The organism is Candidatus Symbiopectobacterium sp. NZEC151, from assembly GCF_025962655.1.
Taxonomy (GTDB): Bacteria; Pseudomonadota; Gammaproteobacteria; order Enterobacterales; family Enterobacteriaceae; genus Symbiopectobacterium.
This window is the reverse complement of sequence record NZ_JAGFPE010000001.1, coordinates 1,442,375-1,465,935: the sequence shown is the minus strand read 5'-3', so window position 1 is coordinate 1,465,935 and position 23,561 is coordinate 1,442,375. Positions and strand designations below refer to the sequence as shown.

Sequence of the window (23,561 nt, the reverse complement as noted above, 5' to 3'; positions counted from 1 at the left end):
ACCGTGCGCGGTTGAAAGGCAGTAGGGCGTTAGAAGCGGCTGTCTACCGCATCGGCTAACTGTGCAAGCAGGGTTTCAGTCTCCTGCCAGCCCAGGCAACCATCGGTAATCGATTTGCCGTAAACCAGCGTTTGCGGCGCAGCCAACGGTTGCTGACCTTCAACCAGAAAGCTTTCCACCATAACACCTGCAATGGCGCGCGAACCCGAACGTATCTGTTGGCACACATCGGCGCACACATCCATTTGTCGCTGGTACTGTTTGTAGCTGTTGCCGTGGCTAAAATCCACCACCAGCTGTGACGGCAAGGCGAATTCGCGCAGCAGCTCGCAGGCGGCCTGAATATCGGCGGCGTGATAATTGGGATTTTTCCCGCCGCGCAGAATGATGTGACCATAGGGGTTGCCGTGCGTCTGGTAGATGGTCATCTGCCCTTGTTTATCCGGCGACAGAAACAGGTGCGACGCGCGCGCGGCTCGGATGGCATCGATGGCGATACGCAGATTGCCGTCGGTTCCATTTTTGAAACCCACCGGGCAGGAGAGGGCGGAGGCCATTTCGCGGTGGATCTGACTTTCCGTGGTTCGCGCGCCAATGGCTCCCCAACTGATGACATCGGCAATATATTGACCGGTAACCATATCCAGAAATTCTGTTGCTGTGGGCAGGCCGAGCGCGTTGATATCCAGTAACAGACGGCGTGCCAGTGTCAGACCGTGATTGACCTGATAGCTGCCATCAAGGGCCGGATCGGAAATCAATCCTTTCCAGCCGACAACGGTGCGCGGTTTCTCAAAATAGGTACGCATCACGATTTCCAGGCGATCCAGATAGCGATTACGCAGTGCAGATAGCAGCCGTGCATAATCCAGCGCAGCATCAACATCGTGAATGGAACAAGGGCCAACGATCACCAGCAAACGGGGGTCTTTTCCGGTGAGAATATTTTCTATCCTGTTTCGTGACGTTGTCACGTTTTCAGCAACGGCGGACGAAACTGGCAGCTGCGCCAGCAGCGCCTGCGGCGCGATCAGACGATCGAGCCGCTGGCTGCGTAACTCATCAGTTTTTAACATGCAATATCTCTACTTACGGGTCGATCAGGGGACCGTGTCGCATGGCGGTTCGTCTCGCAAAGAAACGCCGCTGAACCAAGGGGTGACGCGCATAGAAATAAGTCATCGCCCACACTGCATTTATCTTCTTGAAGATAAGGCCAGTGTGAGTGAATGGTTCGCGCATCGTGTCAGACGGCGGCGGGGCGCTTGGGCGCTAAGCGAGTGTCAGATTTTCCCCTTCTCCTACCAAATGGGTTGCTTCGCTACGACGACATGTCGGGAAGTCATGGCATCCACGATAACTCAATCAGGGGGCAATTCAACCCGCTTTTGTTAAAAAATGATAATGTACTAGTACATGCGACGACTCATGCCTAATATGTCGATGATCTTGGCTGAAATCTCCTCCACGGAGTAGTTTGTCGTGTTGAGGTAAGGGATCTGATGACGACGAAACAGTGCTTCCACTTCGCTCAGTTCCATCCGGCACTGGCGCAATGACGCATAGCGACTGTTGCCGCGCCGCTCTTCACGGATCGCCGCCAAGCGTTCGGCATCAATGGTCAGGCCGAACAGCTTGTGTTGAAACGATTTTAGCGCTTCAGGCAGGCGCAGGTTGTCCATGTCATCGGCGATGAAAGGATAGTTGGCGGCGCGAATGCCAAACTGCATGGCGAGATACAGGCTGGTGGGCGTTTTGCCGCAGCGGGACACGCCGAGTAATATCACCTGCGCTTGATCGAGATTGCGCAATGAAATGCCATCGTCGTGGGCGAGCGTGTAGTCAATGGCAGCGATGCGCGCATCGTATTTGCCGAGGTTTTTAGCTGTCAGGCCGTGGGTGCGGTTGGCCTCCGGCGCGGGAGGGATATTGAGTTCTTGCTGCAATGGCGCAACCAGTGCCTGCACGATATCCTGACAAAAACCGTCGCTGCTGTTGATAATATCCCGCACGGTCTGGTTAATGATGGAATAAAACACCAGCGGGCGCACACCCGTTTGCTGATAGAGCGTATTGATGCGTTCACGTACTGCGTTGGCGCGCGCTTCACTTTCCACAAACGGCAGCGTGTAGCTAACCGTGTTGACAGGAAACTGAGAAAGTACCGCATGACCTAACACTTCGGCGGTGATGGCGGTACCATCGGAGATATAAAAGACGCTTCTTTCCACATCAACCCCTGCTTTCATGTCTGCGAAAAATAATGACTAAACTCGTTCAAAAATTGGCGTTGAACGATATTTTTAATGAAACGGTATTTCATTATCTTCATGATAAACCAGTTAAACTTTTACAGTATTGTATTTTTACCCCGTTAAGCAAGATTCAGCAGTGAAATCGTTTTTATTTCATAGGTTGAACGATTCACCTTTCCCAGGTTTGTTAAACGCTATGCTACATTCATGGCGTTGAGGCAATTGCCCAACCAACATTTTACCTATCCCCAATGGTCTCCATACCCTGTGGTATGCAGACCGAAATCGTATGCAGAAAGGATTATTTTCGATGTCCAATAACGGCCCTGATTTGCGTAATGTCCTTTGGTATAACCAGCTTGGCATGCATGACGTTGAGCGGGTGGGCGGCAAGAATGCCTCTCTGGGTGAGATGATCACCCATTTGTCAGAACTTGGCGTATCGGTTCCCAATGGTTTTGCGACAACGGCGCAGGCGTTTAACGATTTCCTTACGCAGAGCGGTATCAACCAGCGAATCTATGAGCTGCTGGATCGTACCGATATCGATGATGTCAACCAGCTCGCCAAAGCGGGTGCGCAAATCCGCCAGTGGATTATCGACACGCCGTTCCAGCCTGAGTTGGAGCAGGCGATCGCTGCGGCTTACGATCAACTGGCCGAAGGGGAGAAAGAGGCCTCTTTTGCGGTGCGTTCTTCCGCGACGGCAGAAGACATGCCGGATGCCTCCTTTGCCGGGCAGCAGGAGACGTTCCTCAATGTGCAGGGTATCGATGCGGTGATGGTGGCGGTGAAGCATGTGTTTGCCTCGCTGTTTAACGATCGCGCCATCTCGTACCGTGTGCATCAGGGCTACGATCATCGTGGCGTCGCGCTCTCCGCCGGGGTGCAGCGCATGGTGCGCTCGGATCTGGCGGCATCGGGGGTGATGTTTACGCTGGATACCGAATCCGGTTTCGATCAGGTGGTGTTTATCACGTCCGCCTATGGCCTTGGGGAAATGGTGGTGCAAGGGGCGGTGAACCCGGATGAGTTCTACGTGCACAAACCGACGCTGCTTAACGGGAAACCGGCCATTGTGCGCCGTACCATGGGCTCGAAAAAAATCCGCATGGTGTATGCCGACAGTCAGGCTCACGGCAAACAGGTGCGTATTGAGGATGTGCCCGCAGAACTGAGCGTGCGTTTCAGCCTCACGGATACCGAAGTGGAAGCGTTATCGCATCAGGCGCTGCTGATTGAAAAACACTACGGTCGTCCGATGGATATCGAATGGGCGAAAGACGGGCATACCGGCAAGCTCTACATCGTACAGGCGCGACCGGAGACGGTACGCTCCAACGGTCAGGTGATGGAGCGCTACCAACTGATCAAACGTGGCAAGGTGCTGGCGGAAGGTCGTGCCATCGGTCATCGCATCGGTGCCGGTCCGGTAAAAGTGATTCAGGATATCAGCGAAATGCATCTGGTGCAGGCGGGTGATGTGCTGGTGACCGACATGACCGACCCGGATTGGGAGCCGATCATGAAGAAAGCCGCAGCTATCGTGACCAATCGCGGTGGACGTACCTGTCACGCAGCCATTATTGCGCGTGAGCTGGGCATTCCTGCGGTAGTGGGCTGTGGCGATGCCACCGAACGTCTCCATGATGGCGAAAAAGCGACGGTATCCTGTGCGGAAGGGGACACCGGATACGTCTATGCCGATCTGCTGGAGTTTCAGGTCAAGAGTTCACAAGTCAACGAAATGCCGCCTGTGCCGTTGAAAATCATGATGAACGTGGGGAATCCCGATCGGGCATTTGATTTCGCCTGCCTGCCCAACGATGGCGTCGGCCTGGCGCGGCTGGAGTTTATCATTAACCGAATGATCGGCGTGCACCCGCGTGCGTTGCTGGAGTTCGACAGTCAAACGCCAGAGCTGCAAAAAGAGATCAAAGGGTTGATGCAGGGCTATGACGATCCGGTTGAGTTTTACGTTGCGCGCCTGACGGAAGGGATTGCTACCCTGGCGGCAGCGTTCTGGCCGAAGCGCGTGATTGTGCGCCTGTCCGACTTTAAATCCAACGAATACGCCAACCTGGTGGGCGGTGAGCGCTATGAGCCGCATGAGGAAAACCCGATGCTGGGCTTCCGTGGGGCCGGACGCTATGTGTCACCGGATTTCAAAGCGTGTTTTGCCTTGGAATGCGCGGCGGTGAAACGCGTGCGTAATGACATGGGGCTGACCAACGTAGAAGTGATGATCCCGTTTGTGCGCACCGTGGCGCAGGCGGAAGCCGTGGTCGCTGAGCTGGCGCAGCAAGGGCTCAAGCGCGGCGAGAACGGCCTTAAGGTGATCATGATGTGTGAGATCCCGTCGAACGCGCTGCTGGCGGATCAGTTCCTGGCGCATTTCGATGGTTTCTCCATCGGCTCTAACGACATGACGCAGTTGGCGTTGGGTCTGGATCGCGATTCTGGCGTAGTGTCTGAACTGTTTGATGAACGCAACGAGGCGGTGAAAGCGCTGCTTTCGATGGCGATCAAAGCGGCCAAGGCGCAGGGGAAATACGTGGGGATTTGCGGACAAGGCCCTTCCGATCACGAAGACTTTGCCATCTGGCTGATGGAGCAAGGCATCGACAGCCTGTCGCTCAATCCGGATACCGTGGTGCAGACCTGGCTAACGCTGGCAGAAAAGTAATCGTGCAATAACAACAGGCCCCGGCGATGTCGGGGCCTGTTTCATCCGGCGTTACGGTTTGGCTTCTTGCTGCAAGAATGCCTTGAACTGAGGGGTCATTACCGTTTCGAATCCGTTGTCGGTTTTGGTGATCAGGTAAACGGCCAACCCGTGCTGCTCGGCCACTTTCAGCGCTTTTTCCGTTCCCAATACCATTAATCCCGTGTCCCAACCGTCCGCTTCGAGCGCGGTTTTGGCAATCACCGTGGCAGACACCAGCGTATGGTTGATGGGGTGACCGGTGCTGGGGTCGATCACGTGGGAGTAGCGTTTGCCATCCTGCTCGAAGTAGTTGCGATAACTGCCCGAGGTACTGATGGAATACCCTTGCAGATCGACGGCCGCTTGCACGGCGTTTTCCCCATCGGTGGGTTTCTGAATCGCTACCCGCCATGGCATCCCTTGTCCATTGACCCCGCGACTTGAAATGGCGCCGCCGACGGAGACCAGATAATTGGTAATGCCCTTGCGCGTCATCAACTGTGCCAACAGATCGGCACCGTAACCTTCACCTAACGTCGAGAGATCCACATACAGCGAGGGCAGATCTTTTTGCAACCACTCTCCCTTGCTGTTGCTGGTAAGCGTAAGGTGCTGCAAGCCCACGCGCTGACGGGCGTCATCGATTTGTGCTTGGGTGGGAATGGTCACCGGCTGTTTTTGCGGTCCAAATCCCCACAGATTCACCAACGGTCCCACGGTGATATCCATGGCATTGTCTGTTGCCCGGCCAATCCGCTGGGCCGCCAGAATAATGTCCGCCATGCCGCCGGGAATGGGCTGCGGATCGCTGCCTTGATACCGGTTAAAGCGCGACAGGATGGAGTCTTCGCGGTACGTGGAAATATCGTTGTTGGCCTGTTCAAGCAGGGCATCGATCTCCTGTTGCAGATGCGCCTTATTTTCAAGCAGGTCGCCGCTGATCTTTACGCTGTAAAAGGTCCCCATGGTTTTACCTTCCAGGCTGGTCAATGGCCGGCTGTCGGCCATCGCGGTGTTATAGACCGCCAGACTGACCAGAATCAGGCACACCCTGCGTGCCAGTGGGGAATGTGACATAGAAAATGACTCCTGATAAAAAGAGACGTTAGAAATAATCCATTAATGCACGCTTGCAAAGCGGTGATTGATAAAAACAGGATGAGGCGCAATTTCTCAGTAACCACAGCGGGAAAGTACAGAATAAACCACAAAAAAAATGCCCATCTTAGGGGATGGGCAAAGACTACACACAGCAATTCGTTACTAGCTCTGACGAGGAGGAAACCTCATTGGCAAACTCGCGTTGTCATTACAAAAAGCGTTTGTTCAGCAAGACAACGGTTGACAATCGTTTCATGAATAATGCTAGAAGCTGTGGGGCATTAAGTCATTAAGAATCATCCTAATGGTTAACGTTTTTTTAATGGATTTGTCACGCAGAGATACAGCCTGTCAAACTATTTGATGTAATTTAAGGGGTAATTACGAGATTATCAGAATAATCCGTGGGTGTTGCGCATAAATCATTAAGATTATTTATCTATTGATGGTTTTGTTAATGGATTGGCCGCAGCGCTGTGTGTCCACGCTGCGGCAGCGATCTTATTGCGAGTGTGTCGGCCGATCGTTCGGCGGTGACGATGCGCCGGTAATGATTTCGGGCAACGGTGTTTCCTTCATCCAGGCGGAGAGCAAACGGTATGAAACGGCAAGCACCACCGGGCCGATAAACAGGCCAATCATGCCAAAGGCCAACAGGCCGCCAATCACACCGGACAGAATCAGCAGCATGGGCAGATCGGCGCCCATGCGTATCAACATCGGGCGGATGACGTTATCCAGCGTCCCCACCACACAACTCCACACCAGCAGAATGGTGCCCCAGGTGGTATCTCCGCTCCAATAAAGCCAGATTATCGCGGGGATCAGCACCAGAAGCGGCCCCAACTGCGCCAGACAGAACAGGAACATCACGACGGTGAGCAAGGTTGAATAGGGGATGCCGGAGATAGCGAGGCCAATGCCGCCCAGCACCGATTGCACGATGGCAGTCACCACCACGCCGAGCGCGACGGCACGAATCGATTGTGCTGCCAGGATCACCGCCGCATCACCGCGCTCGCGTCCCAGACGAAGCGCAAAATGGCGCACGCCCTGGGCGACCGCTTCACCTTTATAGTAGAGCAGGGCGCTGAAAATCAGCATCAGGCCACAGTGCATCAGGAAACGCCCGATGTGTGCCGCTTGCGATAACAGCCAGGTGGCGGTTTGGCCGATATAGGGCTGCACTTTGGCAAACACGCCGCTGCCGCCACTTTGCAGCAAACTGTGCCAACTGTAAAACAGCCTGTCGCCGACGAAAGGCAGGGACGTCAGCCACTCCATGCGGGGAGGCGTCAGTTTTTCTTGCCCGGAGGCCCAACTGACGATGGCGGAGGTATTGTCCATCACCGTGCTGACCAGGATGGAAATCGGCATCACAAACAGCAGGCAAAGTAACAGCGTCATGCCGGTTACCGCCAACGCGCGCTTGCCCCACAGTAGATTTTGCATTTTCAGCATCAGCGGCCAGGTGGCAATCACCACCATGCTGGCCCAGGCAAAGCCCAGAATAAAGGGTTGCACCACCCAGAAACAGGCGATGATCATGATAGTGATAAACAGCAGACTAAACAGGATTCGTGGCAAATCAAAACGCTGCTGGCGCGTGTTTTGCGGCATCGTTGCCGACAGTGGAGAGTGCGCGGCCAGCGGTTTTGGCGATGATGACTTCGTCAATGGACAATACCTCTGTAGAGAGACCCAACGTTGAACAAGTTCCCTGCGATCGCTCGGGTCATCCGGCGGGGATAACTTATCATGGGGTATTTCTCGCGTTTTTGACAGCGAGTGAGTTATTTTGTTAACGCATTCACGGACAGGGCTCCAAAAATCATGCTGTGCCGCCAGACAAAAAGTTTTTCCTGGGATGGCGGCGCATAGCACGGAAATGTGATAAAACGTAAAACCGCGATTTCGCACAATGATTTTTACAACAAACACACTCACAACACGCTAATAATTTTTTTAGTCGACAGACAGGGTCAACACATAATGATCCCACAGATCTCTCATGCACCTGGGCTGGCTCAGCCGGTGCTAAATTTTTTGGATGCTTTGAAGCAACGTGGTTTTACCGGCGATACCGCCACCAGCTATGCCGATCGTTTAACCATGTCGACCGACAACAGCATTTATCAGCTGTTGCCCGATGCGGTGGTGTTTCCCCGCTCGACGGCAGATGTGGCACTGCTGGCCCAGTTGTCAGTACAAGAGCCTTACCGTGAGCTGACGTTTACCCCGCGCGGCGGCGGTACCGGCACCAATGGGCAGGCGTTGAACCAGGGCATTGTGGTGGATATGTCCCGCTACATGAACCGGATTTTGGAAATCAATCCCGAAGAGGGCTGGGTTCGCGTTGAAGCTGGGGTTATCAAGGATCAGCTCAATCAGTACCTCAAGCCTTATGGCTATTTCTTTGCGCCGGAACTCTCCACCAGTAACCGCGCCACCCTGGGCGGCATGATTAACACCGATGCGTCAGGGCAAGGCTCTCTGGTGTACGGCAAAACCTCGGATCATGTCCTGGGGGTTCGCGCCGTGCTGTTGGGCGGTGACATGCTGGATACGCAGGCGATGCCCGTGGCGCTGGCGCAGCAGTTGGCGCAAGAATCTTCACCGATAGGGCGCGTATACCGCACCGTTTTTGAACGTTGCCGCGACCAGCGAGCGCTGATCCTCGATAAATTCCCCAAACTGAACCGATTCCTGACCGGATACGATCTGCGTCACGTGTTCAGCGATGATATGCAAACGTTTGACCTGACGCGCATCATGACGGGCGCAGAGGGTACGCTGGCCTTTATCACAGAAGCCAAGCTGGATATTACGCGCTTGCCAAAGGTCAGACGTCTGGTCAACGTCAAGTTTGACTCCTTCGATTCAGCGCTGCGCAGCGCGCCTTTTATGGTGGAAGCCAAGGCGCTTTCAGTAGAAACCGTTGATTCCCGCGTGTTGAATTTGGCGCGAGAAGATATCGTTTGGCACTCGGTCAGCGAACTGATCCAGGATGTGCCTGGTCAAGAGATGCTGGGCCTGAACATCGTCGAATTTGCCGGGGATGATGAAACGCTGATCGATGGGCAAGTCAGCGCGCTATGCGAGCGCATTGAGGGCCTGCTCTCGGCCCGTGAGGCTGGGGTGATCGGCTATCAGATTTGCCATGACCTTGCTGGCATTGAGCGCATTTACGCCATGCGTAAAAAAGCGGTGGGGCTGCTGGGTAACAGTAAAGGGCAGGCCAAGCCGATCCCGTTTGCGGAAGATACCTGTGTGCCGCCGCAGCATCTGGCGGATTACATCGTCGAGTTCCGTGCGCTGCTCGATAGCCACAACCTGACCTACGGCATGTTTGGTCACGTGGATGCGGGCGTGCTGCACGTGCGTCCGGCGCTCGATATGTGCGATCCGCAACAGGAAGTGTTGATGAAACAACTTTCCGATCAGATTGTTGCGCTGACGGCCAAATATGGCGGCCTGCTGTGGGGGGAACACGGTAAGGGGTTCCGCGCCGAATACAGCCCGGCATTTTTTGGCGAGGCACTGTATAACGAACTGCGGCGCATCAAAGCCGCCTTCGATCCGCATAACCGCCTCAATCCCGGCAAGATTTGCGCGCCGTTGGCCGTCGATGCGCCGATGATGCGTATTGATGCCGAGAAGCGTGGCACCTTCGATCGCCGCATTCCGCTGGCGGTACGTACGTCGTTCCGTGGTGCGATGGAGTGCAACGGCAACGGTCTGTGCTTCAACTTTGACGTGAACAGCCCGATGTGTCCTTCCATGAAGATCACCGGCAACCGTATTCATTCGCCGAAAGGGCGAGCGACGCTGGTGCGCGAATGGCTGCGCTTGCTTGCCGAACAGGGCGTCGATCCGGTGACGCTGGAGCAGTCGTTGGCCGAGCGGGGACCAAGCTTGCGTGGCTTGATTGAAAAGACGCGTAACAGCTGGCGCGCGCACCAGGGCGAGTATGACTTCTCTCACGAAGTTAAAGCGTCCATGTCCGGGTGTCTGGCCTGTAAAGCCTGTTCAACCCAATGCCCGATCAAGATAGATGTGCCGGGATTCCGCGCGCGTTTTCTCCATCTTTATCACACGCGTTATTTACGTCCCGCGCGTGATTATCTGGTGGCCAGTGTGGAAAGTTACGCGCCGTTGATGGCGCTGAGCCCCAAGACCTTCAACTTCTTCCTGAAAATGCCACTGGTTGACGCCTTGAGCCGCCGGACGATCGGTATGACCGATCTGCCGTTACTCTCTTCTCCTTCGTTGCGTCAGCAATTTGCCGGACACCCGGCAATGACGACTACGCTTGAGCAGTTGGAAAGCGTTGCCGCAGCGTCACGCGATCGCTACGTGCTGATCGTGCAGGACCCGTTTACCAGCTATTACGACGCGCAAGTGGTAGCCGATTTGGTGCATCTGGTGGAAAAACTGGATCTCAAGCCGGTACTGCTGCCCTTCTCACCCAACGGTAAGCCGCAGCATATCAAAGGCTTTTTAACGCGTTTTGCTAAAACGGCGGCGAAAACCTCGGATTTCCTGAACCGGGTCGCCAGGCTGGGTATGCCGATGATTGGCGTCGATCCGGCGCTGGTGCTCTGTTATCGCGATGAATACCGCGAAATTCTGGGTGACAAACGCGGCGATTTTCAGGTGCAACTGGTGCATGAGTGGCTGCTGCCGCTGCTGTCGGCGAGAACACCGACGACCGCACTGCGCGATGATGCCTGGTATCTGTTTGGTCACTGTACCGAATCAACTTCGCTGCCGACCAGCAGCAAACAGTGGGCCGATATCTTTGCCCGTTTCGGTGTCCGACTGGAAAACGTCAACGTCGGTTGCTGTGGTATGGCTGGCACCTATGGTCATGAAAGCAAGAACCTGGCTGACTCCAAGGGGATCTATGCCTTGTCCTGGCAGCAGGCGTTGCAAAAATTACCCTCTGCGCGCTGTCTGACAACCGGCTATTCATGCCGCAGTCAGGTGAAGCGTATGGAAGGCCAAGGATTGCGTCATCCGTTGCAGGCATTACTGGATCTCGTCTGACAGGAGAGCGTTATGTTGTGGAAAAGAGCGGCTACGCTGGAGCTGATTAACCAGCACAGCCTGGGCTGTATGATGGAGCATCTGGGGATCCGTTTTACCCATATTGCAGAAGATACCCTGGAAGGCACAATGCCGGTGGATGCGCGCACGCGCCAATCCTTCGGCCTGCTGCACGGCGGAGCATCGGTGGTGCTGGCGGAGTCGCTCGGCTCGGTTGCAGGCTACCTGTGTACCGAAGGAGAACAGCGCGTGGTGGGGATGGAGATTAATGCCAACCATCTGCGCGCAGTGACTTCAGGACACGTGCGTGGCGTGTGTCGCGCACTGCACGTGGGACGTCGCAATCAGGTGTGGCAAATTGACATCTACGACGAGAGTAACCGTCTGTGTTGCACTTCTCGTCTCACCACGGCAGTGGTGACGCCTTAATCTCGCCGTAACGGTAAAATGCGCGCCAATCGGCGCGCATTTTCATTCTTGCGCTCGTCAAGGCAAAAAGGGGACGCGCCGCACAAAATCGGTCTGAAACGCGGTGGCCTTATCCCAACAGCCTTCAAGGCTGAGCTGGTGGCAAATCAGCTTTAGCGTGTTGCGTGCAAAGTAGTAACTCTGCACGCGAAAAAGGTGGCAACGCCCTTCATTGTTGATTTCTTTAATCAAGCGGTTATGCAATTTGACCAGGGCGTGCAAATAGCTCTCATCGTCGCCGTTCTTCCGGCACAGATCGATCATCTCCATGCAGGCATTGTGGTAGCGGCGCAAGTGGTCGATATGGCTTTCGTGCCGATTCAGCCGCGCTTCGGCCATATAGAAATCCACGGTGACATCCCGGATCAAGAACTTGTACTCGTCAATCTGATGCTGTAGCCAGGCGTTCACGGATTGCATAGGGATTACCATGGATATTAATGATAATCATTATCATATTTCTAATGTTCATCGGGATCAACCTATCACCCGGTGCCTGCGAAAAAAAAAGTGTACGGCCCGATAAATCTTTTTATGGTCAATAAATGCGCAATCAAACGATAAAAACGGTCACGATTTTTCCTGTTTTAAAAATAGGTATCGTCTATGAATGTTATAATTATGATAACAATATGTTTATACTAATTCATCTGTCTGTCACGTGGTGGTAAATTAGTTATTTTATATCAACAGGTTATTTTTTTATTGTCAGCTTATGAACGTGCTGACAGGCAAAAAAAAATCGTTTTTTTTTAGGTTGCGGTGAAATGTTACAAATACCCCTTCGAAACAAGAGGTTGAAGCAATAATCATTATCACTAACATTAGGCTCAGACAGAGCTTTTCTGAAACGAGGTATGGCGGATGCAAACGGGAAACGTAGAAACATTTTCACTGGATGAAAACACCTGGAAAGGGCTGACGCTGACGGCCAGCGCCGCTCAACAGATCCTGCGCCTGGTCCAGTCTGATGACACGGTGAAAGGGTTACGTTTGAGCGTCAAGCAATCAGGATGTGCAGGGTTTGGTTATGTGCTGGATCTGGTCAACGCACCGGATGCCGGCGACCTGGTGTTCGAGCGCGAGGGCGCACATTTGTACGTACCCCTAAAGGCGATGCCCTTTATCGATGGTACCGAACTGGATTATGTGCGTGAAGGCTTGAACCAGATTTTCAAATTTAATAATCCCAAAGCGCAGCATGCCTGCGGGTGTGGCGAAAGCTTTGGCGTTGAGTGATGACTGATATGGCGCGTAGCAATGTAGATGTACCCGACGATGTGCAAATCTGGATGGGGGATGGCCGCTACAAAGAGGGCTTTTTCACCGAACTGGCCACAGACCAACTGGGGCGTGGCGTCAATGAAGAGGTGGTGCGAGCGATCTCCGCCAAACGCAACGAACCTGAGTGGATGCTGGAGTTCCGTCTCAATGCCTATCGCGCCTGGCTGGAGATGGAGGAGCCGCACTGGCTAAAAGCGCACTATGACAAGCTGGACTATCAGGAATACAGCTATTATTCAGCACCCTCTTGCGGCCACTGTGATGACACCTGCGGCTCTGAACCCGGTGCCAAGCAGCAGTCCAGCATTGCCGAGGTGAACAGCTACCTGACTGCTGAAGTTGAAAATGCCTTCAATCAGCTCGGCGTGCCAGTGCGCGAAGGGCAAGCCGTGGCGGTGGATGCGATTTTTGACTCGGTATCGGTGGCGACCACCTACCGTGAAGAGCTGGCGCAGCAGGGGATTATTTTCTGCTCGTTCAGCGAGGCGATTCAGGAACATCCCGATCTGGTGCGCCAATACCTCGGCACGGTAGTGCCTGCCAACGATAACTTTTTTGCCGCGCTCAATGCCGCGGTAGCCTCTGACGGCACCTTTGTCTATATACCCAAAGGCGTGCGTTGCCCGATGGAGCTCTCCACCTATTTCCGCATCAATGCGGCGAAAACCGGGCAGTTCGAACGCACCATCCTGATTGCCGATGACGACAGCTATGTCAGCTATATCGAAGGATGCTCAGCGCCAGTGCGCGACAGCTACCAACTGCATGCCGCCGTGGTGGAAGTGATCGTCAACAAAAACGCTGAGGTCAAATACTCCACGGTGCAGAACTGGTTCTCCGGTCAGGATGCCAAGGGCGGTATCCTTAACTTTGTTACCAAGCGCGCGCTCTGTGCCGGCGAGTATGCCAAGATGTCCTGGACCCAGTCTGAAACGGGCTCCGCCATCACCTGGAAATACCCGAGTGTGATTTTGCGCGGAGATAACTCGGTGGGTGAATTCTTCTCTGTTGCGCTGACCAGCGGGCATCAGCAGGCGGATACCGGGACCAAGATGATCCACATCGGCAAGAACACCCGTTCCACGATTATCTCCAAAGGGATCTCTGCCGGACACAGTGAGAACACCTATCGCGGTCTGGTGAAAATCATGCCGAGCGCCACCAATGCGCGCAACTTCACCCAGTGCGACTCGATGCTGATTGGCAGCGACTGCGGCGCACACACTTTCCCTTATGTGGAAGTGCGTAACAACAGCGCGCAGCTGGAGCACGAGGCGACAACCTCACGCATTGGCGAAGACCAACTGTTCTATTGCCTGCAACGTGGCATCAGCGAAGACGATGCTATTTCGATGATCGTGAACGGATTCTGTAAGGATGTGTTCTCGGAGCTGCCGCTGGAATTTGCCGTCGAAGCGCAGAAGCTTCTGGCGATCAGTCTGGAACACAGCGTCGGCTAAGTGCGTCGCAGACTAAAAATGCAGCGGGGTGCCGAATGTCAATCTGACAGCACCCCACGCGAATTGATGTTATCAGGCGTGCTCGGCACGACGCCGCAAGGATAAACTATGTTAAGCATTAAGAATTTACACGTAAGCGTTGAAGGTAAGGCGATCCTGAACGGACTGAACCTCGAGATAAAACCCGGTGAAGTTCACGCCATCATGGGACCCAACGGTTCTGGTAAAAGTACGCTTTCCGCCACGCTTGCGGGCCGTGAAGATTATGAAGTGAACGACGGCACGGTGGCGTTCAAAGGCAAAGACTTGTTGGAGTTAGATCCGGAGGATCGCGCCGGTGAGGGCATCTTTATGGCCTTCCAATACCCGGTTGAGATCCCCGGCGTCAGTAACCAGTTCTTTTTGCAAACCGCCGTAAACGCCGTGCGCAAATACCGCGAGCAAGAGCCGCTGGACCGCTTCGATTTCGCCGATTTTATTGAAGATAAAATCAAACTGCTAAAAATGCCGGCAGATTTGTTGACCCGTTCGGTTAACGTGGGTTTTTCCGGCGGCGAGAAAAAACGTAATGACATTTTGCAAATGGCGGCGCTGGAGCCGGAGCTGTGTATTCTGGATGAGACGGACTCCGGACTGGATATCGATGCGCTGAAGATTGTTGCCAACGGCGTTAACGCGCTGCGTAACCAGCAACGTGCGTTTATTATCGTGACCCACTACCAGCGTATTCTGGATTATATCCAACCCGATTATGTGCACGTGCTTTATCAAGGTCGTATCGTTAAATCCGGTGATTTTTCGCTGGTGAAACAGTTGGAGGAGCAAGGCTATGGCTGGCTTACCGACCAACAGTAACACGCTGGCTGAAAAACAGGCCAAAACGCTCCAGCAGTGGCAGGCGTTGTTTAACGCGTCACGCGCGGCGGATGCACCCAGTGCTCAGCATCACTGGCAGGAAGTGATGCGGCTCGGCTTGCCGGGGCGCAAGCACGAACATTGGAAATATACGCTGTTGGATGGGTTGCTGACGCAGACGTTCAGCGCGCCGGATGCCGTGTCCGTTGATGAAGAGACGTTGGCAGCACACGCACTGGCGCTGGAGAGTTGGCGTCTGGTGTTTGTCGATGGCGTATTTAACGCGGCGTTGAGCGATGCGCAGTGGGGCCCCTACCAGATTGCGGTGAATGCGCCCCATGCGGCACCCACCGATCTGGCGGCCGTTCAGCCGGAACTGTTTTTGCACCTGACGGAAAGTCTGGCGGCGCAGCACACCGCCATCCGTTTACCGACGGGATGCCAGGCGGAGAAACCGCTGTATATTCTGCATATCAGCAGCGGGCAGTCTGCCAGCCTGAATATGGCACACCAACGCCACCATCTGTATGTCGGGGCGGGGGCCAGCGCAGCGATTATCGAGCACTACGTCAGTCTGGATGACAAGGCGCACTTCACCGGTACGCGCCTGACGGTGCATGCGGCGGCGAACAGCCAGGTAAAACACCTCAAGCTGGCGTTTGAGGCTGCTGCCAGTTACCACTTTGCACACAACGATTTGGTGTTGGAACGGGATGCGCGCGTGCGCAGCCACAGTTTCTTGCTGGGTGCCGGATTAACCCGGCATCACACTAGCGCGCAAATCAACGGTGAAGGCGTCAACCTCTCTATCAATAGCCTGATTTTGCCGATTGGCAGCGAAGTGTGCGATACCCGCACCTACCTTGAACATAATCAGGGCCACGGCGAAAGCCGCCAACTGCACAAGGCGATTGTCAGTGACAAAGCCCGGGCGGTGTTCAACGGTATGATCAAGGTTGCGCCGGGCGCATTGAAGACCGACGGACAGATGACCAACAACAACCTGCTGCTGGGACGTCTGGCGGAAGTGGATACCAAGCCGCAGCTCGAGATTTATGCCGATGATGTGAAGTGCAGCCACGGTGCCACGGTGGGGCGCATTGATGAAGAGCAACTGTTCTACCTGCGTTCGCGCGGTATTTCACAGCAGGATGCACAGCAGATGATCATTTACGCGTTTGCCGCCGAATTGACGGAAGCGTTGGATAACGACACGCTGCAAGAGGCGGTGTTGCAGCGTATTGCGTTGCGCCTGCCGAACGCGGCAGGAGTAGTCTAATGAATTATCCGATTGAGCGGATTCGCCGCGATTTCCCGGTGCTGGCGCAGCAGGTCAACGGGCAGCCTCTGGCCTACCTGGACAGCGCGGCCAGCGCGCAGAAACCGCAGGCGGTGATTGACCGGGAAGTGGCGTTTTACAGTAATGAATATGCTGCGGTGCACCGTGGCATTCATACGCTAAGCGCCAAGGCCACCAGCGCGATGGAAGCGGTGCGTGAGCAGGTTGCGCGCTATATCAACGCGGCCTCGGCGGAAGAGATCGTCTTTGTGCGTGGCACCACGGAAGCGATCAATCTGGTCGCCAACAGCTATGGCAGCGCTTTTATTGAAGCCGGTGACAATATTCTGATCACCGAAATGGAGCACCATGCCAATATCGTGCCGTGGCAAATGCTGGCTGAACGCCAAGGCGTTGAGCTGCGCGTGCTGCCATTGACGGCGCAAGGTACGCTGGATTTAAGCCAACTGGATGCACTGCTGGATAAGCGTACCCGCTTGCTGGCAGTGACTCAGGTCTCTAACGTGCTGGGCACAGAAAACCCGCTGGACACCTTGATTGCGCGGGCGCGGGCGGTCGGTAGCGCGGTGCTGGTGGACGGTGCGCAGGCGGTGATGCATCAGCGTGTGGACGTACGGGCGTTAGACTGCGACTTTTACGCCTTTTCCGGGCATAAAATTTACGGCCCCTCCGGTATTGGCGTGCTGTACGCCAAGCATGCGCTGCTCAATGCCATGCCACCGTGGGAAGGGGGCGGGGCGATGATCCGTGACGTTAGCCTGACGCAAGGTACCCGCTATGCCGATGCGCCGTGGCGCTTTGAAGCAGGATCGCCCAATACCGGCGGGATCATGGGGCTGGGCGCGGCGCTGGATTATGTCTCTGCAATCGGGCTGGACGCTATTCACGATCACGAAACGGCGCTGATGCACTACGCGCTGGATGCGCTGAGTTCGGTACCGGATATCATCCTCTACGGTTCGGCCGAGCGAAAAGGGGTGATTGCCTTTAACCTCGGCAAGCATCACGCCTATGACGTCGGCAGTTTCCTTGACCAGTACGGGATTGCCATTCGTACCGGCCATCACTGTGCGATGCCATTGATGGCACATTATGGCGTACCCAGTATGTGCCGCGCCTCGATAGCGGTTTATACTACCCGCGAAGAAATAGATCGGCTGGTTGCCGGACTACAGCGTATTCATCGTTTGCTGGGAGGCTGATAAGCCTCGATGCGCGCCTGCGTTTTCCCTTGTGTTTTTGTTTTGGTGCTGTCACCAGGCGGCTATGGGGTGGGCGTGCTCAGCCTGTTGGGAGGAATTCATGGCAAGCTTGCCAGAGCCAGAAAAATTGTTGCGAAACTTTTCTCGTTGCAACAATTGGGAAGAGAAGTATCTGTATATCATCGAGCTGGGCAGTCGTTTAGACCCGTTGCCTGACCAATGGCGTCAACCCGAGAACCTGATTGCCGGGTGCCAGAGTCAGGTGTGGATTGTGATGACGCGTGATGAGCAGGGCCGCCTGATTTTCAGCGGTGACAGCGATGCCGCTATCGTCAAGGGACTGGTTGCCGTGGTCTTTAGCCTGTATCACGCGTTGACGGCGCAGCAAGCACTGGCGCTGGATGTGCGGCCTTTCTTTGCGGAACTGGCGCTGAGTCAGCATTTGACGCCATCACGCTCACAGGGGCTGGAAGCGATGCTGCGTGCCATTCGCGCCAAAGCGTCTACCCTGGCCTGACGTTACCTGCCAGCCCGTATACTACGGGCTGGATCACTCCACGATGGCGTTTGTACGCCAACCGCCCGGTTTTTTCAGATTACCCCACTGGTTATTACCGCCAACTCCTTTTATTCTGGCATTGTGCTTTGTCAAGAACTGCATATTAACGCATTGATTAGCAAATAAAACCTGTGGATATTTTTGGCATGCTACACTTGCAGAATCCGACGGAAGTGGTCGCATTCAGGCCCCGGCTGGTATCAATGGCAAACGAATAATAACGTCAACCTGTAGAGATTTTCGTATGAAGCGTATGTTTACATTTTTGGGTATGGTACTGGCGACCTACCTGGTAGGAAGCTCGGCGGCGAGCGCCACCGAATACCCATTGCCCCCAGCGGGTAGCCGACTGATCGGTGAGAACATTGCCTATCCGGTGCCGCATGATGGTCGGCCGCTGGAAGCTATCGCGTCCGATTTTAAAATCGGCCTGCTGAATATGCTGGAAGCCAATCCCGGCACCGATCCTTATTTGCCGACGCCGGGATCCACCTTGACCATCCCGACGCAGATGCTGCTACCTGATACGCCGCGCGAGGGCATTGTCGTCAATCTGGCTGAACTGCGCCTTTACTATTATCCAAAAGGGAAGGGCACTGTCCTGGTTTTCCCGATCGGCATCGGTCAGCAGGGGCGTAACACCCCGTTGATGGTGACGTCGGTCAGTGAAAAACGCGCGAACCCGACCTGGACGCCGACGGCCAACATCCGCAAGCGTTATCTGGAAGAAGAGGGCATCAAACTTCCGGCGGTTGTCCCGGCGGGACCGGATAATCCGATGGGGCTGCATGCGCTGCGTCTGGCGGCCCATGGCGGCGTGTATTTGCTGCACGGTACTAACGCTAACTTCGGTATTGGCATGCGTGTCAGTTCCGGCTGTATCCGCCTGCGTGCCGATGACATCGAATGGTTGTTCAATAACGTACCGGTAGGCACCCGGGTGCAGATCATTAACGATGCGGTGAAAACCTCGGTGGAGCCAGACGGCAAACGCTACATCGAAGTGCATCAGCCGCTGTCTAAATCGTCCAAGGACGATCCGCAAACCATGGCAATCCCGCTGAATAAACAGATTCAGAGCTTTATCCATGCGTCGGAAACCGATAGCCAAATGGTTGGTGATGCCATTGTGCGCCGTTCCGGGATGCCGATTCTGGTCAGCGCCGGGCAAAGCGTCGAACATTTTCAGGAACCTGTGCTAACAGCGCCTGAGACGCACCAGGCTGCGCCTATTTCTTCAGTGAGTGCCTCGCAGTAGTTCATAGATAAAACGCGCTCAGCGGCCGTTGGGCGCGAATTAATGCCATTCCCCGTTTCAAGCCGGGAACCTATCCTCTTAAATGACAGATTATCTGAATCTTGTGGCGTGCATCAGCGGGTTGCGGCAGAGGGTAATGACAGAGGCTGAATAAGCGAAATGGCGGGCAAAAAAAAATGGCGCACACTGTGCGCCATTTTCACTACTTAACCAATTCTTACTTTTTGTAAGTACGAACTTGGTTGTCCAGACGCTGGTTAGCACGAGCTGCGTCATCTTTAGCAGCCTGTACATCAGCGCGGATTGCGTTCACGTCGTTGCTCAGTTGATCAACTTTAGCGTTCAGAGTCTGAACGTCAGAAGACAGTTGGTCAATTTTAGCATTGCTGGAGCAGCCTGCCAGCAGAGTAGAACCCAGGATTACCGCGCCCAGTACCAGTTTAGTACGATTCATTCTTAATACCCTCTAGATTGAGTTAATCTCCATGTAGCGTTACAAGTATTACACAAAGCTTTTTCTAATGAGAATAAATTTTTGATGAGAACATGCTTAATTTTGATCGTTCGCTCAAAGAAGCAGCGAGTTTTACAGAGTAGTTAAAAAAGGAGTGAAAACAGCGGTATTTTATGATGCGAATTGGAGATATATTCTGCGGAAATAGGTGGAGCGGAATAGGTCTTATTTCTTGAGTGTAGTCGATTGATAACATAAAAATATAAAAAAGCGCCCTTTGCGGCGCTTTTTTACTATCGGTCATTCACTCACGATCGCAAATTGACGGGCTGTCGTGTTTTTAACGGCGACAGCCCGTGGCAACGATCAGAGACGGTGAACGGATGCCGTGTTGGTGGTGCCACTGGAAACCAGCGCGCCCGATACCATGACAACGATGTCGCCCGGCTGTGCCAAACCGCTTTTCAGCGCCGCTTCTTTACCAATGCGGTAGAAGTCGTCGGTAGAGGCGATTTCGCTTACCAGCAGCGTGTCAACGCCTTTGCTCAGCAGCAATTGACGTGCAGTGATGGCATTGGTGGTCAGTGCCAGAATGCGCGCGTGCGGGAAGTATTTACGAATGGATTTCGCTGACTTGCCGCCACTGGTGGCTACCACGATTAACGGCGCATCCAGTTTTTCTGCGGTTTCTACTGCACCGCGGCATACCGCTTCGGTGATACGCATTTTGGCAGAGTCTTGCTGTGCGTCCAGACGGGCTTTCATTACCACGTCAGTGCGCTGGCAGATAGTCGCCATGATGGTGACCGCTTCCAACGGGTATTTCCCTTTGGCACTTTCGCCAGACAGCATCACGGCATCGGTACCATCAATGATGGCGTTAGCGACGTCGCCAGCTTCTGCGCGGGTTGGGCGCGGGTTTTTGATCATGGAATCCAGCATTTGGGTGGCAGTGATAACCACTTTACGTGCTTTATTGCATTTCTCGATCATCATCTTCTGCGCGAAGATAACCTCTTCAACCGGAATTTCTACGCCGAGGTCGCCACGGGCAACCATGATGCCGTCAGACGCTTCCAGGATGTCGTCAAAGTTGTTCAGACCTTCCTGGTTTTCGATTTTGGAGATGATCTGGATATTTTCGCCGCCGTGCGCTTTCAGATGCGCGCGGATCTCTTCAACGTCAGAACGCTTACGAATGAAAGAGGCCGCCACGAAGTCAACGCCTTGTTCACAGCCGAAAACCAGATCGCTCTTGTCTTTTTCAGCCAGTGCTGGCAACTGAATGGACACGCCCGGCAGGTTAACGCCTTTTTTCTCGCCCAGGTCGCCGTTGTTCAGCACTTTACAAACCACTTCACCGTTGTTGATGGCGGTGACTTCCATACCAATCAGACCATCATCCACCAGTACGGTGTTGCCGACGGTCAGGTCAGTGGCGAAACCTTCGTAGGTGACCGCAACGCGATCTTGGTTACCGATAACCGTTTGGTCAGTGGTAAAGGTAAAAGTCTGACCAGCAACCAGGCTAACGTCCGCGCCGTTTTCCAGTTTCATGGTACGGATTTCTGGCCCTTTGGTATCCAGCAGAATGGCGGCTTGTTTACCGGTCTTCTCGATAACCGCGCGCATGTTTTTGATGCGCTGCCCGTGCTCAGCATAATCCCCGTGTGAGAAGTTAAGACGCATCACATTCATGCCTGCATTCAGCATGTTGGTCAGCATTTCCTCTGATTCGGTTTTCGGACCGATAGTACAAACGATTTTAGTCTTTTTCATACGAGTGTTTTCTACAAGTTGTGATGGATAAAAAAATCATGAGTTCGCGGGCACCGGATACCAGGCCGACGAAGCGAATGTGTTTGCGAGTCCAGAGCGAATAGTAATTGTAGCGGGTAACGATGAATGAAAGATGATGGACGTGGCCTGTTACCACCGGCGGTAAGCCGAGAGCGGAAATGCGCTGCAACCGTGTTGCTTGCCACCGGTAAAACGCGTCTTTTAAACCTGAGCGCGTCTCGGGCAGTTATGTTTGCAGTAACAGTGTCTAATCGTAGTATTTTCGGCACGTCGATTTGCTGAAACCATTCAATGAAACAACGTTTCGTATTATAGTTATAACGCGTGGGGAAACAAGATAATTACGCTGCTAAGATACCCTGTTTTCTTGTGTTTGCGCAAAAAAACCAACGATTTTGTCATTTTCCCTCATTTTCTTTCTTTTTATTGCGCAACTGCACAGTAGTGATTTAGCGCTGTGCCCTGTGGTAGCGCTGGCTGAGCAACCATCGCGGCGTTGGTAAGCGATTGATGTCATAGTGAACAATACCGAGATGTCGCAGGAGAAAAAGGCCGCCTTTCTGTTTGAAAAGGGCAGCCTGAGTGCGTTTAATGCGGTTTTCTGTGTGTCGTGCCAGAAGAGATCTGTTTAGCGGTTTTCTAAACCGCGTGCCTGACGTTCAGCGCGAATCTGGCTTTCGTTATCACGGATATAACCGTCGAGTTGCATCAGCCCGGCACGCACCTGTTGCCATTGCGCGCCATACTGCTCTTTGGGTGTGGTAGGGTTAGGGTGTGATGCATCCCATGCCAGCGCTTTGCCAATCGCTGCGCGCCAGGCCTTGGGAGAACCGCCCGCCCATTCGTTGATCGCTTGCCCCAACGTGGCATTAAGGGCATCCATGGCCGCCGGTTCACCATCGGGCGGCAGTTCGGGGTGCACCAGTAAATGGTAGCGCCAGCGCAATTGGCCGATATAAAACCAAGCCACAGCGTCATCTTTATGGCCGGTTTCAAACAACTGCTTGGCGTGCAGATAGAGTTCGCTGGGATGCTTTTTTGCCAACCCGGCATCCGTATCTTGCTGGGATTGCGTTGTCATGGTGATATCCGTGGCAGCGGGCGCTGCGGGTAGATAAGCGGTGAGCGTTGCCAGAAGCAAGGTCGATAACAGGCGTTTCACACTAACTCCAAAGAGATAGAAAAAACATGAGCTTATCGCTAATCTGGTTTGAGTGAAACCGTAAACACTCACATAATGCGCGCGTTATTAGCCGGATAGTGGACCAATACCGCGATCTTCCTGATGTAAAAATGTTGCATATACAATGGTTGCATATACAATTAACGACATGAAAAACACAGACACGTCTCAGGGCTGTACCAACCTCAAGCTGCGCCAGCTTACGCGGATGGTGACGCGACATTACGATCACTACGTTGCGACATGTGGGTTGAAAAATACCCAATATGCGCTGTTGTCGTATGCCGTGAGCCTGGAGCCTGTTCGCCCGGTCGATCTGGCCCGACACATGCAAATGGATGCCTCTACCTTAACACGCAATATGCAGCCTCTGGTTGCGCAAGGATGGCTAAAAATTTGTGCCGGGAGTGACGCGCGCAGTCGCCGTATTGAAGTGACTGCGGCAGGGCGGGAGAAACAGGCGCAAGCGCAGCGGGTGTGGCAAGAGGCGCAGGTGGCGATCGTGGCACAACTGGGTGCTGAACGGGTGGCTGCGTTGCATCAACTGCTTGAAGCGTGCATCGATTGCCTTGATGACAGCGGCGATGGTGCTACCGAGCCGCCTCACCGATGCCTGTGATGCAGCC

At 54.1% G+C, this 23,561-nt stretch carries 19 protein-coding genes and 1 other RNA gene; 11 read left to right on the top strand and 9 right to left on the bottom strand.

Annotated elements, in window-relative coordinates:
- Nucleotides 1-29: 29 nt before the first annotated feature.
- Together J5067_RS06505 and J5067_RS06500 are read right to left on the bottom strand one after the other, a co-directional pair.
- A complete protein-coding gene (locus J5067_RS06505) occupies nucleotides 30-1,076 on the bottom strand; it encodes a 3-deoxy-7-phosphoheptulonate synthase (protein ID WP_264650704.1) in 1,047 nt (348 codons plus the stop codon).
- A gap of 333 nt (nucleotides 1,077-1,409) precedes the next feature.
- A complete protein-coding gene (locus J5067_RS06500; RefSeq protein WP_264643037.1) occupies nucleotides 1,410-2,231 on the bottom strand; it encodes a pyruvate, water dikinase regulatory protein in 822 nt (273 codons plus the stop codon).
- Nucleotides 2,232-2,565: 334 nt separating this feature from the next.
- Here J5067_RS06500 and ppsA point away from each other — a divergent pair, with 334 nt between their 5' ends.
- The gene (gene ppsA, locus J5067_RS06495; protein WP_264650703.1) at nucleotides 2,566-4,941 is read left to right on the top strand and encodes a phosphoenolpyruvate synthase; all 2,376 of its coding nucleotides are present in this window, start codon (nucleotides 2,566-2,568) and stop codon (nucleotides 4,939-4,941) included.
- Between the two features lie 51 nt (nucleotides 4,942-4,992).
- Here ppsA and apbE read toward each other — a convergent pair whose 3' ends face one another.
- From apbE to ydiK, 3 genes are all read right to left on the bottom strand, one after another.
- Nucleotides 4,993-6,039 carry an FAD:protein FMN transferase ApbE gene (gene apbE, locus J5067_RS06490; protein WP_264643035.1) on the bottom strand — a complete coding sequence of 349 codons (1,047 nt, stop codon included), beginning with the start codon at nucleotides 6,037-6,039 and terminating at the stop codon, nucleotides 4,993-4,995.
- A 131-nt stretch (nucleotides 6,040-6,170) separates the two neighbouring features.
- Nucleotides 6,171-6,284: antisense sRNA RprA (rprA, locus tag J5067_RS06485), an RNA gene on the bottom strand.
- A 280-nt stretch (nucleotides 6,285-6,564) separates the two neighbouring features.
- A complete protein-coding gene (gene ydiK / locus J5067_RS06480) occupies nucleotides 6,565-7,683 on the bottom strand; it encodes an AI-2E family transporter YdiK (protein ID WP_264643747.1) in 1,119 nt (372 codons plus the stop codon).
- 372 nt (nucleotides 7,684-8,055) lie between these two features.
- On the opposite strand from ydiK, the gene J5067_RS06475 reads away from it, so the two are divergent.
- Both J5067_RS06475 and J5067_RS06470 read left to right on the top strand, forming a co-directional pair.
- Entirely contained in the window at nucleotides 8,056-11,112 is a 3,057-nt protein-coding gene (locus tag J5067_RS06475; protein ID WP_264650702.1) for an FAD-binding and (Fe-S)-binding domain-containing protein, read from the top strand.
- A 12-nt stretch (nucleotides 11,113-11,124) separates the two neighbouring features.
- Complete coding sequence (locus tag J5067_RS06470) at nucleotides 11,125-11,541, top strand: hotdog fold thioesterase (protein WP_264629308.1); 417 nt, start codon at nucleotides 11,125-11,127, stop codon at nucleotides 11,539-11,541.
- 57 nt (nucleotides 11,542-11,598) lie between these two features.
- On the opposite strand, the gene J5067_RS06465 is transcribed toward J5067_RS06470, so the two are convergent.
- Nucleotides 11,599-12,000, bottom strand: a complete 402-nt coding sequence (locus J5067_RS06465) for a hypothetical protein (RefSeq protein ID WP_264643032.1) — start codon at nucleotides 11,998-12,000, stop codon at nucleotides 11,599-11,601.
- Nucleotides 12,001-12,444: 444 nt separating this feature from the next.
- Between J5067_RS06465 and sufA the strand changes: the two genes are divergently transcribed.
- The 7 genes from sufA to J5067_RS06430 all read left to right on the top strand — a co-directional run bounded on the left by sufA (nucleotide 12,445) and on the right by J5067_RS06430 (nucleotide 19,498).
- Nucleotides 12,445-12,819: a Fe-S cluster assembly scaffold SufA gene (gene sufA / locus J5067_RS06460; protein WP_264643031.1), complete on the top strand. Its 375-nt coding sequence runs from the start codon at nucleotides 12,445-12,447 to the stop codon at nucleotides 12,817-12,819.
- 8 nt (nucleotides 12,820-12,827) lie between these two features.
- On the top strand, nucleotides 12,828-14,324 hold the full coding sequence (sufB, locus tag J5067_RS06455; protein WP_264643030.1) for a Fe-S cluster assembly protein SufB: 1,497 nt from the start codon (nucleotides 12,828-12,830) through the stop codon (nucleotides 14,322-14,324).
- A gap of 108 nt (nucleotides 14,325-14,432) precedes the next feature.
- Complete coding sequence (sufC, locus tag J5067_RS06450; protein WP_264650701.1) at nucleotides 14,433-15,179, top strand: Fe-S cluster assembly ATPase SufC; 747 nt, start codon at nucleotides 14,433-14,435, stop codon at nucleotides 15,177-15,179.
- Nucleotides 15,154-16,458: a Fe-S cluster assembly protein SufD gene (sufD, locus tag J5067_RS06445; RefSeq protein ID WP_264650700.1), complete on the top strand. Its 1,305-nt coding sequence runs from the start codon at nucleotides 15,154-15,156 to the stop codon at nucleotides 16,456-16,458. Before sufC ends, sufD begins: the two co-directional genes overlap by 26 nt.
- Nucleotides 16,458-17,681, top strand: coding sequence for a cysteine desulfurase SufS (gene sufS / locus J5067_RS06440; protein WP_264650699.1), 1,224 nt, complete (start codon nucleotides 16,458-16,460; stop codon nucleotides 17,679-17,681). The genes sufD and sufS overlap by 1 nt, the downstream gene beginning before the upstream one ends.
- A gap of 100 nt (nucleotides 17,682-17,781) precedes the next feature.
- On the top strand, nucleotides 17,782-18,198 hold the full coding sequence (gene sufE / locus J5067_RS06435; RefSeq protein ID WP_264643026.1) for a cysteine desulfuration protein SufE: 417 nt from the start codon (nucleotides 17,782-17,784) through the stop codon (nucleotides 18,196-18,198).
- Between the two features lie 286 nt (nucleotides 18,199-18,484).
- The gene (locus J5067_RS06430) at nucleotides 18,485-19,498 is read left to right on the top strand and encodes a L,D-transpeptidase family protein (RefSeq protein WP_319802382.1); all 1,014 of its coding nucleotides are present in this window, start codon (nucleotides 18,485-18,487) and stop codon (nucleotides 19,496-19,498) included.
- A gap of 217 nt (nucleotides 19,499-19,715) precedes the next feature.
- Here J5067_RS06430 and J5067_RS06425 read toward each other — a convergent pair whose 3' ends face one another.
- The 3 genes from J5067_RS06425 to J5067_RS06415 form a co-directional block, all read right to left on the bottom strand.
- Nucleotides 19,716-19,952 carry a major outer membrane lipoprotein gene (locus tag J5067_RS06425; protein WP_195312335.1) on the bottom strand — a complete coding sequence of 79 codons (237 nt, stop codon included), beginning with the start codon at nucleotides 19,950-19,952 and terminating at the stop codon, nucleotides 19,716-19,718.
- Between the two features lie 366 nt (nucleotides 19,953-20,318).
- Nucleotides 20,319-21,731, bottom strand: coding sequence for a pyruvate kinase PykF (pykF, locus tag J5067_RS06420; protein WP_264643025.1), 1,413 nt, complete (start codon nucleotides 21,729-21,731; stop codon nucleotides 20,319-20,321).
- Nucleotides 21,732-22,380: 649 nt separating this feature from the next.
- Nucleotides 22,381-22,914, bottom strand: coding sequence for a hypothetical protein (locus tag J5067_RS06415; protein WP_264643024.1), 534 nt, complete (start codon nucleotides 22,912-22,914; stop codon nucleotides 22,381-22,383).
- Between the two features lie 169 nt (nucleotides 22,915-23,083).
- Here J5067_RS06415 and J5067_RS06410 point away from each other — a divergent pair, with 169 nt between their 5' ends.
- A complete protein-coding gene (locus J5067_RS06410) occupies nucleotides 23,084-23,554 on the top strand; it encodes a MarR family winged helix-turn-helix transcriptional regulator (protein ID WP_264650698.1) in 471 nt (156 codons plus the stop codon).
- The last annotated feature ends 7 nt before the right edge of the window (nucleotides 23,555-23,561 follow it).